Here is a 13,510-nt window from a genome sequence, read left to right as displayed (position 1 = left end):
TTTATCCATTATATCGAATCCATTTCCATAAATCTTTATAAGTAGGTTTTTTACCGTACATTAAAATACCTACACGATAAATTTTTGCAGCTAACCATACTATTACCATAAAAGTAAGTAATAATAATAACATTGATATTGCTATTTCCCACCAAGCAACACCAAACGGAACACGCATTAACATTACAATTGGCGAGGTAAATGGAATGTATGAAAATATTACAGATACTGGACCATGAGGATCATTTATTACAGTTGCAAAACCAACATAAACCGCTAATATTAATGGCAACATAATTGGCATCATAAACTGCTGTGTATCGGTTTCGTTATCAACCGCAGCACCTACGGCCGCAAACAATGAACTATACAACATGTACCCACCCAAGAAATAGAAAATAAATAATAGAAACATTTTTAATAACGGTAATTTAAAAATTTCTTGCACTAACATTTCACCTTTATTACCTGCTGCTTGTTGCATTGCCTCCATTTGTTCGGCAGGTACTTTAGCGGTTTGCATTTCTACCAAGTCAATTCCGAAAACAGCAGAAGCAATTAAACTAAAAACAAGAAATAAAACTCCCCAGATAAAAAATTGTAACAATCCTGCGGATGCATTTCCTATAATTTTACCTAACATTAATTGAAAAGGTTTTACCGACGATACTATAACCTCTATAATTCTACTTGTTTTTTCTTCAATAACACTTCGCATTACTGAGGTTCCGTATATCATTACAAACATCATCAACAAATACCCTGCTAAACCTCCTACTCCAATCTTTAATCCGTTGATTAATTTAGATGATTTTTCACCAGAAAAATTAAACATTTTTATATCTGCTGAAATTCTAGACTCTTTGATATGCGCTAAATCTATTCCAAAACTTGTTAGTTTTTCATTACGTAACTTTTTATCAATTCTACTTTCTAAATTTCCCATGATAGACATACTTGGTGAATCTTTTGAGAAAAACTCAATTGAATTGGCAAGTATTTCTAAACTATCTTGTTTTGGTATGTATAAGGCTCCGTAATAATCGCCTTCTTCCACCTTTTTTTTAGAATCTTCAATTCCTAATGCTGTAAAATTTTCATACTTTATTGTTTTAGAATCGTTAAAAACATCTTTTGTAAATAATCCTGACTCGTCAACATATACTATTTTTTTTACTTTTTCGTCATTCTTTTTCATCAAAAAGAACACCAATGCCCCCATTCCAATCATTAACAACGGACTTAAAAAAGTCATAACTATAAATGATTTATTTCTAACCTTAGCAATAAACTCTCGTGCTATAATTAATTTTAATCTACTCATTTTTTAGCTGTTTTTACTTATTGCTTTAATAAAAATATCATTAGCACTTGGTATTAATTCTACAAAATGCTGTACTTGTCCTTGTGTTGTTAAAAATGATAGTAAATCATTTGCTGAATTGCCTGTGGTTAGTCCTACATTTAATTTTAAACCATCGTTTAATAATTTAAAATCGGCAGGAAACACTTTAAAGTTTTCTTTTAATTTTGCTGCTACTTCTTTCGGATTAGCTGTATTTACCCCAACTTGAAAAGTATTGGTTCTAAACTCACGTTTAACATCCTCTAGTTTACCATCTAATATTTTGTTTGATTTATCAATCAATGCAATATAATCACACATTTCTTCTACAGATTCCATACGATGTGTAGAAAAAATAATCGTAGCTCCTTCATCACGAAGTTGTAAAATTTCTTTAGCTATTAATTGTGCGTTTATCGGATCAAATCCTGAAAAAGGTTCGTCAAAAATCAATAATTTAGGCTGATGTAAAACGGTAACAATAAATTGAACCTTTTGCGCCATTCCTTTAGAAAGTTCTTCAATTTTTTTGTTCCACCAAGCACCAATATCAAATTTATCAAACCAATATTTTAATCGTTTTTTAGCTTCCGCTTTACTCAACCCTTTTAATTGCGCTAAATACAAAGCTTGCTCACCAACTTTCATCGATTTATACAACCCCCTTTCTTCAGGTAAGTAACCAATATATTCAATATGATTAGGCGCCAACTTTTCACCATCTAAAATTATAGTACCACTATCAGGCATTGTAATTTGATTAATAATTCTAATTAACGATGTTTTACCTGCTCCGTTAGGCCCTAAAAGCCCAAAAACACTTCCTTTAGGTATTTGCATTGACACGTTATTTAACGCAGTATAATCTCCGTAACGTTTTACTATACTATTAATTTCTAATAAATTACTCATTGGCTTTGTAGTTGATTTACTGTAGCTTGTTTAAAAATCGATAATGACAAACTTACATATTTTTATACTTATTAGTAACTACTTTACTACAAACGTTACATATTAATTGAATGTTAAATTTACTATGCACGCATAACTTTTTTTAAATTTACTATGCATGCATAATAAATTTTTATATCTTTGGCTTCACATGGATAAAGATAAATCAATAGATCATCAATTAAGGGCCACCTGGCAAGCTGTTGCAAAAATGTACAACGAGCAAGCTGCAAAGCATGATAGTACTATGGCTACTGCTTTTGTTTTATTGAATATTGATTATGAAAACGGAACACCATCAACTGCATTAGGCCCATTAATGGGAATGGAACCGACGAGTCTTTCACGCTTATTAAAAACAATGGAAGATAAAGGAGTAATTTGTAGAGAAAAAAGCCCTACTGATGGAAGAAGCGTTATTATAAAACTAACCGATTATGGTAAAGAAATGCGTGAAGTTTCAAAAGGTCATGTGTATCAATTTAACAACAAAATAAGAAATTTTATTACTGAAGATGAGTTAGCAACTTTCTTTAAAGTAACAACAACCATAAACAAACTTATTGCAGACAAAATGGTATATAGTGATACCGATAAAGAAGCTGTATAAAAACAAATCAATAAACAAATGACAAGAAGAATTAAAAAAGTAGCAATCGTCGGTTCTGGAATTATGGGAAGCGGTATTGCATGTCATTTTGCAAACATTGGCGTTGAAGTCTTATTATTAGACATCGTTCCAAGAGAACTTAACGACAAAGAAAAAGCAAAAGGACTTACGTTAGAAGACAAAGCCGTTCGTAATCGTTTGGTTAACGACGCTTTAGCTGCTTCTTTAAAATCAAAGCCATCTCCTATTTATTCTAAAAAGTTTGCCCAAAGAATTACTACGGGTAATTTAGAAGACGATATCGCAAAAGTTGCCGATGTTGATTGGATTATGGAAGTTGTTGTTGAACGATTAGATATTAAAAAAATCGTTTTTGAAAAATTAGAAAAACACCGTACTCCAGGTACCATTATTTCTTCTAACACTTCAGGAATTCCTATCAAATTTATGAACGAAGGAAGAAGTGAAGATTTTCAAAAACATTTTGCAGTAACTCACTTTTTTAACCCTCCTCGTTATTTAAAATTATTTGAAGTAGTTCCAGGACCAGACTGTAAACAAGAAGTTACTGACTTTTTAATGGATTACGGTTCAAAATTTTTAGGAAAAACTTCAGTTTTAGCTAAAGATACTCCTGCTTTTATTGGTAACAGGATTGGAATTTTCGGAATCCAATCTTTATTTCACCAAGTAAAAGAATTAGGTTTAACTGTTGAAGAGGTTGATAAATTAACAGGGCCGGTAATTGGTCGCCCAAAATCAGCAACTTTTAGAACTGTTGATGTTGTAGGTTTAGATACTTTAGTACATGTTGCCAACGGTATTTTCGAAAACTGTCCTAACGACGAAGCTCACGAATTATTCAAATTACCAGGTTTCATCAACACCATGATGGAAAACAAATGGTTAGGAAGTAAAACTAAGCAAGGGTTCTACAAGAAATCAGTAAATGCTGAAGGAAAAAAAGAAATCTTAACGTTAGATTTAGACACGATGGAATATCGTTCTAAAAAACGCGCAAAGTTTGCTACTTTAGAATTAACTAAAACTATTGACAAACCAATTGATCGATTTAAAGTATTAGTTGGCGGAAAAGATAAAGCGGGAGAATTTTACCGTAAAAACTTCGCAGCAATGTTTGCGTATGTTCAAAATAGAATTCCAGAAATTTCTGACGAATTATATAAAATTGACGATGCCATGAAAGCTGGTTTCGGATGGGAAAATGGACCTTTCGAAATTTGGGATGCTGTAGGTGTAGAAAAAGGTATCGAACTAATGAAAGCTGAAGGAAAAGAACCAGCTGCTTGGGTTACCGAAATGGTAGCTAAAGGAGAAACTTCTTTTTATACAGTTAAAAACGGAGCAACTTACTTTTATGATGTTGCTGCTAAAGCACAAACTAAAAAACCAGGACAAGATTCATTTATCATTTTAGATAATATTCGTAAAACAAATGAAGTATTTAAAAACTCAGGTGTTGTTATTGAAGATTTAGGAAACGGAATCTTAAACTGTGAATTCCAATCTAAAATGAACACTATTGGTGGAGATGTTTTAGCTGGATTAAACAAAGCTGTAGATTTAGCCGAAAAAGATTTTCAAGGATTAGTTGTTGGTAATCAAGGGGCAAACTTCTCGGTTGGAGCAAATATTGGAATGATTTTTATGATGGCTGTAGAGCAAGAATATGACGAATTAAACATGGCTATCAAGTATTTTCAAGATACAATGATGCGTATGCGTTATTCTTCAATTCCTACAATTTCTGCACCTCACGGAATGGCTTTAGGTGGTGGATGTGAATTATCATTACATGCTGACAAAGTTGTTGCTGCTGCTGAAACCTATATGGGATTAGTAGAATTTGGAGTTGGTGTTATCCCTGGTGGTGGTGGTTCTAAAGAAATGGCTTTAAGAGCTTCTGATACTTTCCGTACAGGAGATGTTCAATTAAATGTATTGCAAGAGTATTTCTTAACCATTGGTATGGCTAAAGTAAGTACTTCTGCTTATGAAGCTTATGACTTAGGTTTATTACAAAAAGGTAAAGACGTAGTAGTTGTAAACAGAGATCGTCAAATTGCTGAAGCGAAGAAACATGCAGTATTAATGGCCGAAGCTGGTTATACACAACCTGTTTCACGTAAAGATGTGTTAGTTTTAGGTAAACAAGCCTTAGGTGCATTTATGGTAGCTACCGATTCTATGCAAGCAAGTAAATTTATCTCAGAACACGATCAGAAAATTGCAAATAAATTAGCCTATGTAATGGCTGGTGGAGATTTATCAGAACCAACAAAAGTTTCTGAACAGTATTTATTAGATATCGAACGTGAAGCGTTCTTAAGTTTATGTACAGAGCGCAAAACATTAGAGCGTATTCAACACATGTTAAAAACTGGTAAACCATTAAGAAACTAAGAAAGATGAAAACAGCATATATAGTAAAAGGATATAGAACTGCCGTAGCAAAGTCTAAAAAAGGTGCGTTCAGATTTAAAAGAGCTGATGAGTTAGCTGCTGAAACTATCGAATATATGATGGAGCAGTTGCCTGAGTTCGATAAAAAAAGAATTGACGATGTTATTGTTGGTAATGCAATGCCTGAAGGTTCTCAAGGATTAAATATGGCACGTTTAATCTCTTTAATGGGATTAAAAATTGAAGATGTTCCTGGTGTAACTGTAAATCGTTTTTGTTCTTCAGGAATAGAAACGCTTAGTATGGCTGTTGCAAAAATTCAATCAGGAATGGCTGAATGTATTATTGCAGGTGGAGCTGAAAGTATGAGTTCTGTACCAATGACAGGTTTTAAACCAGAATTAAACTATGATACGGTTGCTGCAGGTCATGCAGATTATTACTGGGGAATGGGAAACACTGCTGAAGAAGTAGCTAACAAGTACAATATTTCTCGTAAAGACCAAGATGAGTTTGCTTTACAATCTCACCTGAAGGCTTTAAAAGCACAGGAAGAAAACCGTTTTCAAGATCAAATTGTACCAATTAAAGTTGAAGAAACTTATGTTGATGCAAAAGGTAAACGTGCTACAAGAGAATATACAGTAACTAAAGATGAAGGACCTCGTAAGGGATCAAACATTGCTGGTTTAGAACGTTTACGTCCTGTATTTGCTACAGGCGGGAGTGTTACTGCTGGTAACTCTTCTCAAACAAGTGATGGTGCTGCATTTTTAATGGTTATGAGTGAAGATATGGTTAAGGAATTAAACATAAAACCAATTGCTCGTATGGTAAGTTATGCTGCTGCTGGTGTTCCTCCAAGAATTATGGGAATAGGACCTGTAGCTGCAATTCCAAAAGCATTAAAACAAGCAGGATTAAAACAAGAAGATATTAGCTTAATTGAGTTGAACGAAGCATTTGCTTCTCAATCATTAGCTGTAATTCGCGAATTAGGATTAGATGCAGATATCATTAACGTAAATGGTGGAGCAATTGCATTAGGACATCCACTAGGTTGTACTGGTGCTAAATTATCAGTTCAATTATTTGATGAAATGCGCAAACGTAATATGCAAGGGAAATATGGAATGGTAACGATGTGTGTAGGTACTGGTCAAGGTGCTGCTGGTATTTTCGAATTCTTAAACTAACAAAAAAACAAAACAAAAATGGCAGATTTATTAAGAGGAGGTCAATTCCTAGTTAAAGAAACAAAGTGTGAAGATATATTTACTCCTGAAGATTTTTCAGAAGAGCAAGTAATGATGAAAGAAGCGGTTAAAGAATTTAACGATCGTGAAATCATCCCTCATAAAGAACGTTTTGAAAAGAAAGATTATGCTTTAACCGAAGAAACTATGCGCAAAGCTGGTGCTTTAGGTTTCTTAGGTGTGGCAGTTCCTGAAGCTTATGGCGGATTAGGAATGGGATTTGTTTCTACCATGTTAACATGTGATTATATATCAAGCGGAACAGGTTCTTTTAGTACTGCTTTTGGTGCACATACAGGTATTGGTACGATGCCAATTACTTTATATGGTACCGAAGAACAAAAACAAAAATATGTACCTGCCTTAGCAATGGGTGAGCGTTTTGGCGCCTACTGTTTAACAGAGCCAGGTGCAGGATCGGATGCTAACTCTGGTAAAACTACTGCTGAGTTAACTGAAGACGGAAAACACTATAAAATTAACGGTCAAAAAATGTGGATTTCAAATGCAGGTTTTGCTGAAATATTTATAGTTTTTGCTCGTATTGGTGATGATAAAAATATTACTGGTTTTATTTTAGAATATGACAAAGCGAATCCAAACGGAGTAACTTTAGGTGAAGAAGAGCACAAATTAGGTATTCGTGCGTCTTCTACACGTCAAGTATTCTTTAGCGACACTTTAGTTCCTGTAGAAAATATGTTATCTACTCGTGGAGGCGGATTTAAAATTGCCATGAATGCATTAAATGTAGGTCGTATTAAATTAGCTGCTGCTTGTTTAGACTCTCAAAGAAGAGTAATTACATATGCAACTCAATACGCTACTGAGCGTAAGCAATTTAAAACTCCTATTGCAGAATTTGGAGCTATTAAAATGAAATTAGCTGAAATGGCTACTAACGCTTATGTTGGTGAGTCTGCTTCTTACAGAGCTGCTAAAAACATTGAAGACAGAATTGCAATTCGTGAACAAGAAGGAAGCACACATCAAGATGCTGAATTAAAAGGTGTTGAGGAGTATGCTATTGAATGTTCTATCTTAAAAGTTGCTGTTTCTGAAGATGTACAATCTTGTGCTGATGAAGGGATTCAAATTTTTGGAGGAATGGGATTCTCTGAAGAAACTCCAATGGAGTCTGCTTGGAGAGATGCTCGTATTGCACGTATTTATGAAGGTACTAACGAAATTAACAGGTTATTATCTGTAGGTATGTTAGTTAAGAAAGCAATGAAAGGTCATGTTGATTTATTAGGTCCAGCAACAGCTGTTGGTAACGAATTATTAGGTATTCCTTCTTTTGATACACCAGATTACTCTGAGTTATTTGCTGAAGAAAAAGAAATCATCGCAAAACTTAAAAAAGTATTCTTAATGGTTGCCGGTGGTGCTATTCAAAAATATGGAACAGAATTAGAGCAACATCAGCAATTATTAAATGCTGCTTCTAACATTTTAATTAAAGTGTACATGGCAGAATCTGCAATCTTAAGAACTGAAAAGAATGCAAAGCGTTCTGGTGAAGCTTCACAAAAAGAGCAAATTGCTATGACGCAATTATATTTATATAATGCAGTAGATGTTATCATTAAAAATGCGAAAGAAGGAATTGTTTCTTTTGCTGAAGGAGATGAGCAACGTATGATGTTAATGGGACTTAAGCGTTTTACAAAATACGCAAATTACCCTAACGTAGTTGAACTACGTAATACAATTGCAGAGAAGTTAAAAGCAGAAAATAAATACTGCTTCTAATAATAAATTACAGTTTATCTATTTGTAAACTGTTAAAAAAACTTCTATAACTATATAGGTTTTAGAATTTAGTTGTTTGTTTAAAGATCGTCAAATTAAGTTTTGGCGGTCTTTTTTTTATTTTACCGCTGTTTCTATAAAAAAAACACATGTTAAATGCTTATTAAAACAACAGTTTAGCAATTGATAAAAAATTGAATTAGCGTATATTGCATACCTATTATAAAGAGGTTATCATGCAAGAAAATAAAGTAGTAAATTATATTGAAAATGTTTTAAAAAACATGCCTACTGGATGGTTAGACACCACAACACATCGACTAGATATTTATAATGAAAGTTTAGCTAAAGTCGAATTTTTAGAGCAATTTGAAGCTTTATTTAACACAAACAATTCTAATACTATTAGCTTAAACGAGTTGCCAACAGCTTATGATTATATAAGATTAGGCCACCCTTTATCATGTGTTTTAGAATGGTTTGCTGCAAAACTAAATAAACTTAACCCTGAAAATGTAATTAGTTTCGACTCTAAAACAATTCCTGTTTTAGCGGTTTTAAGAAAAAATTTATTAGAAAATAAAAACACTCGAATTTTATACACAAATAAGCTTCCAAATTCTTTTGATACTGATGTAATTAAAAATATTTATGGATATCAATTCGAATTAACAAAAATTGAAACTCTCAACGAAATTTCTGACTTTAACGGAAGTACAATTTTTATTACTGAAGATGAAAACATCAACGCTATAAATCTTAACATAAATATTGATTTTTTCATCAATACTTATAAAAATCTAGGAAGTGTTTTATTAGTAAGTGGAAAACAAAACGAGGCTTATATTTCAGACATACAACATGTAAGAAGAAGAGAAACAATTGCCATGACACCTGCAAATTGTTTTACCCTTTTAAATTCATTGATCAATGAAAAATCTTTTAAAAATGATATTGATAATAAAGTTGATGTTAATAAAAATAGTGTCTTAAAGTCAATTAAACAAATCACTGATACAAATACTACACCGTTAGTTGCTTCAAGTGGATTATCAATTCAGTACGCAATTTTAATGGGATTGATACATGATGCCTTAGAAAATCATAAAGGAAAAACTATTCAAATTATTGTTCCTCCAAACTGTTATGGTGGTACCAATGACCAAGCAAGACGAGTTGCTGCTTGCATTAAAAATGTAGAGATTGTTGATTTACCTGTTGATGGTGATAATGATATGGTACAAAGTATTGATATTGTTTTAAGAAAAGCTGCTAGCATAGATGCGATACCTTATATTATTGCCGAAATACCAACCAACCCAAGAGTAGAAGTTCCTAATTTATTAGATTTAAGAAATGTTTTAAGTAAAGAACGAAAAACTCCATCAGGAAAAATTGCTGTAGACCCTGTTTTTATTTTAGACCAAACATTTTGTCCGAATGTGCACTTTTTAGGCGAAAACGAAATTTTATCAACAGTAAGAACTATTTCATTTGCAAGTGGATCTAAATTTCCGAGTGGAGGAAAATGTACAGCAGGTTACTGTGTAGGAAATGAAAACACCATTACTTTAATGGAAAAAATTGCTACACATTTAAGTATTTGTGATAATGAAGCAACCGCGCTCCAATATGAGATATTAGCAAAACAATTACCTACAATGAACCAACGAATTAGCGATGCTTATAAAAACACGCGCGAATTTGTAAACTTTATTCAAGAAGTATTACCTGATGCTAAAATAAATTTTGTTTCAGATGAATTAGCCAATAAAGGATTTACGCCTTCTGTTTTTTCTTTAGATCTTCCTACAAAAGGAGCTACTGATGAAGAAAGAGAGAACTATAAAAGAGCTTTAAATTTAAAGTTAATCAATTTAATGATTAGTGAAATTCCGAATGAAAGTAAATACTGTGTAAGTTATGGACAGTTAAAAGGTTGTTACTGGACCATACCTGCAACTTCAACACAAGGAACCACTAAAGAAGGTGATAAAGATTATATTGCCCGTGTAGCACTTTCACCAAAGATGGATCTTGAACGTCATAAAAAAGTGTTTTTAGATTTTGTGAAAATTATTTAATTATGAATATAAATGAAGAATTTAAGACAGTTAAAAATTATTTTTCTCCTAAAATAATATCCCAAGTTAATGATCAATATGTAAAGTTAGCTAAGATTAAAGGAGAAGATATTCCTTGGCATAATCATGAAAATGAAGATGAGTTATTTTTTATTTCAGAAGGTTCTTTATTAATGGAGATAGAAAACAAACCGAGTTTTATGATGAGTAAAGGCGATTTATTTGTGGTTAAAAAAGGTGTAAATCACCGAGTTTCAGCAAAAAACGAATGCCATATTATGCTTATTGAAAGTAAAACTACCAAACATACGGGTACTATAAAATCAACTATAACTAAATCATTAGAAGACCAAAATTATTAACAAAAAAAAGAGCTTTCAAATATGAAAGCTCTTTTTTATCCTTTAGTGTAATTTAGTTACTTATTCTAAAGCTCCTAAGTAACGCTCAGCATCTAAAGCGGCCATACAACCAGAACCTGCTGCTGTAACTGCCTGGCGGTACTCTTTATCTTGAATATCACCTGCTGCAAAAACTCCTGGCAAGTTTGTTTTAGATGATTTTCCTTTGGTAATTAAATAACCTACTTCATCCATATCTAAAACACCTTTAAATAAATCAGAATTTGGTTTGTGTCCTATTGCTATAAAAGCTCCTGTAACAGCTATTTCTTTTTTGTCATTGGTTTGATTATTTACAACACGAACCCCCTCAACAACATCTTTTCCTAAAACCTCATCTAATTCGGTATTATACAATACTTCAATATTTTCAGTTTTATTTACACGGTGCTGCATTGCTTTAGAAGCTCTCATATGATCTTTACGTACTAACATTGTAACTTTATTACAAATATTAGCTAAATATGTTGCTTCTTCTGCTGCTGTATCTCCTGCTCCAACTACAATAACATCTTGTCCTTTATAAAAGAACCCATCACAAGTAGCACAAGCTGATACTCCACCACCTATTAAACGTTGCTCACTTTCTAATCCTAAATATTTAGCGGTTGCCCCTGTTGAAATGATTATTGTTTCTGCTTCAATCTCAGTAGACTCATCAACAATAACTTTATGAATTCCACCAACCTCTGTGTTTAAATCTACTTTGGTAACCATACCAAAACGAACATCTGTTCCAAAACGTTCCGCTTGTTTTTGTAAATCATTCATCATTGCCGTTCCATCGGTTCCATCTGGGTAACCTGGGTAATTATCTACTTCGGTAGTTGTAGTTAACTGTCCTCCCATTTGCATTCCAGTATACATAACTGGTTTCATATCTGCTCTCGCGGCATATATTGCTGCTGTATATCCTGCTGGTCCTGAACCAATAATCAAACATTTAATTTTCTCTGCCATCGTTTAAGTTTTTATAGTATTACAAATGTAATTTTTTTTTATTGCTAATGTATTTTTTTGATATATATTTTGATTATTAGACGATAAACTAAAATTATCTTACGTTTTAAAAATTTCTTTTATTTTTTGTTTCAGATATGTTTATTTTTTATACATTTGCACACCGATAATTATTCGGGGTGTAGCGTAGCCCGGTCATCGCGCCTCGTTTGGGACGAGGAGGTCGCAGGTTCGAATCCTGCCACCCCGACAAAATTAATAATCAATTAACATCAAAACCTTGGTAATCGTAAGATTATCGAGGTTTTATGATTTTTAAGCAATCATAAGATTTGATATTATTTGATTAAAAAAGTGACCTATTCGGTTACCATTTTATAATAGGTATATAGGTAACCGAATTATTGATTTGACTTTCGTCAGTAAACAAATGTTTAACTAAAGACGAAAGATATGAAAACTTCGACAACGTTTAGTATTCTGTTTTGGCTCAAACTATCAAAAGCTAAAAATGGAAAAGCACCTCTTTATGCACGTATAACGGTAAATGGGAAAAGAGCAGAAATTAGCCTCAAACGAAAAATTAAAATTGAATTTTGGAGCTCTGCCAAAAACAAAGTAAAAGGAACCAACCAAGAGGCTCGAATTATTAACGCATATTTGGACCAGGTATCTTCAGAGCTTCACCAATCCAAAAACGAATTAAAATCCGAAGGTAAGATTACTTCAGCTCAAACCGTTAAGGCTCGTTACCTAAAAGAAGATGAACAAAATTATTCTTTAAATGATATCATAAAATATCATAATGAAGATATGGTAGGGAAACTCAAATGGGGTACTCAAAAAAATTACTTCACAACACAAGGGTACATTGCAGATTTCATTTTTGTAAAATATAAAGTTACAGATATGTATTTAAAGCAATTGGATTATAATTTCATTTTAAAGTTTGAAAAATACTTAAGAAATTTCACACCCACAGATCACCAAAAACCAATGGGTAACAATACTGTAATGAAGCATATTGAACGCTTTAGAAAAATGATTACACTATCTTATAAACTGGAATGGATTGAAAGAGATCCGTTTATAAACTTCAAATCTAAATTTGTAAAAGTAGAAAGAGGCTATTTAACTGAAATGGAATTGAACGAAATTGAAGAAAAAGATTATTCAATTGAAAGACTACAATTAGTAAAGGATCTATTTGTTTTCGCCTGTTACACCGGCTTGAGTTATATTGATGTAATAAACTTAACAGCAAGTGATATTAATTATGGTATAGATGGCGAGTTGTGGTTAATTATGAAAAGAGAGAAAACAAACAATGCCTTACGAATTCCTATACTACCTAAAGCACTTACTTTAATTAATAAGTATAAAGAAAATCCAAAATCATTAGCAAATGCTACTGTATTTCCAAAAATGTCAAACCAAAAATTAAATGCTTATTTAAAAGAAATAGCAGATTTATGCAGAATAGAAAAGAATCTAACATTTCATCTGGCACGACATACATTTGCTACAACAGTAACTTTAAGTAATGGCGTACCTATTGAAACAGTATCTAAACTTTTAGGTCATTCTCGCATTTCAACAACACAAATTTATGCTAAAGTGATTGAACGTAAGGTAAGTGATGATATGAAAACATTAAGAGCAAAATTTGAGAAAGGTGTAAAAACAACCAAAAACCAATCAAGTTTTATTTAAAGCAAAGTTAA

At 32.5% G+C, this 13,510-nt stretch carries 10 protein-coding genes and 1 tRNA gene; 8 read left to right on the top strand and 3 right to left on the bottom strand.

What is annotated here, in order from left to right:
* Position 1: 1 nt before the first annotated feature.
* Positions 2 to 1,324: an ABC transporter permease gene (locus tag Q4586_RS02835; protein ID WP_303526150.1), complete on the bottom strand. Its 1,323-nt coding sequence runs from the start codon at positions 1,322 to 1,324 to the stop codon at positions 2 to 4.
* A gap of 3 nt (positions 1,325 to 1,327) precedes the next feature.
* Positions 1,328 to 2,257 (bottom strand): ABC transporter ATP-binding protein, encoded by a 930-nt coding sequence (locus Q4586_RS02830; protein WP_303526147.1) that lies wholly within the window; start codon positions 2,255 to 2,257, stop codon positions 1,328 to 1,330.
* Positions 2,258 to 2,447: 190 nt separating this feature from the next.
* On the opposite strand from Q4586_RS02830, the gene Q4586_RS02825 reads away from it, so the two are divergent.
* The 6 genes from Q4586_RS02825 to Q4586_RS02800 all read left to right on the top strand — a co-directional run bounded on the left by Q4586_RS02825 (position 2,448) and on the right by Q4586_RS02800 (position 10,787).
* Positions 2,448 to 2,906 carry a MarR family winged helix-turn-helix transcriptional regulator gene (locus Q4586_RS02825; protein ID WP_068704592.1) on the top strand — a complete coding sequence of 153 codons (459 nt, stop codon included), beginning with the start codon at positions 2,448 to 2,450 and terminating at the stop codon, positions 2,904 to 2,906.
* A gap of 18 nt (positions 2,907 to 2,924) precedes the next feature.
* A complete protein-coding gene (locus Q4586_RS02820; protein WP_303526144.1) occupies positions 2,925 to 5,330 on the top strand; it encodes a 3-hydroxyacyl-CoA dehydrogenase/enoyl-CoA hydratase family protein in 2,406 nt (801 codons plus the stop codon).
* A gap of 5 nt (positions 5,331 to 5,335) precedes the next feature.
* The gene (locus tag Q4586_RS02815; RefSeq protein WP_303526141.1) at positions 5,336 to 6,526 is read left to right on the top strand and encodes an acetyl-CoA C-acyltransferase; all 1,191 of its coding nucleotides are present in this window, start codon (positions 5,336 to 5,338) and stop codon (positions 6,524 to 6,526) included.
* Positions 6,527 to 6,544: 18 nt separating this feature from the next.
* The gene (locus tag Q4586_RS02810) at positions 6,545 to 8,341 is read left to right on the top strand and encodes an acyl-CoA dehydrogenase FadE (RefSeq protein WP_068704598.1); all 1,797 of its coding nucleotides are present in this window, start codon (positions 6,545 to 6,547) and stop codon (positions 8,339 to 8,341) included.
* A gap of 236 nt (positions 8,342 to 8,577) precedes the next feature.
* A complete protein-coding gene (locus Q4586_RS02805) occupies positions 8,578 to 10,425 on the top strand; it encodes a PLP-dependent aminotransferase family protein (RefSeq protein WP_303526138.1) in 1,848 nt (615 codons plus the stop codon).
* Between the two features lie 2 nt (positions 10,426 to 10,427).
* Positions 10,428 to 10,787: a cupin domain-containing protein gene (locus Q4586_RS02800; RefSeq protein ID WP_068704601.1), complete on the top strand. Its 360-nt coding sequence runs from the start codon at positions 10,428 to 10,430 to the stop codon at positions 10,785 to 10,787.
* Positions 10,788 to 10,847: 60 nt separating this feature from the next.
* Here the strand turns inward: Q4586_RS02800 and trxB are convergent, their stop codons facing one another.
* On the bottom strand, positions 10,848 to 11,786 hold the full coding sequence (gene trxB, locus Q4586_RS02795; RefSeq protein WP_068704603.1) for a thioredoxin-disulfide reductase: 939 nt from the start codon (positions 11,784 to 11,786) through the stop codon (positions 10,848 to 10,850).
* Between the two features lie 175 nt (positions 11,787 to 11,961).
* Here trxB and Q4586_RS02790 point away from each other — a divergent pair.
* A tRNA-Pro gene (locus Q4586_RS02790) sits at positions 11,962 to 12,036 on the top strand.
* 203 nt (positions 12,037 to 12,239) lie between these two features.
* Positions 12,240 to 13,499, top strand: coding sequence for a site-specific integrase (locus Q4586_RS02785; protein WP_068704605.1), 1,260 nt, complete (start codon positions 12,240 to 12,242; stop codon positions 13,497 to 13,499).
* Positions 13,500 to 13,510: the final 11 nt, after the last annotated feature.

Origin of the sequence: Tenacibaculum soleae, from assembly GCF_030549005.1 — a bacterium.
GTDB lineage: Bacteria > Bacteroidota > Bacteroidia > Flavobacteriales > Flavobacteriaceae > Polaribacter > Polaribacter soleae.
Note: the sequence above shows the minus strand (reverse complement) of the source record. Positions and strands in the feature narration are given on the sequence as shown.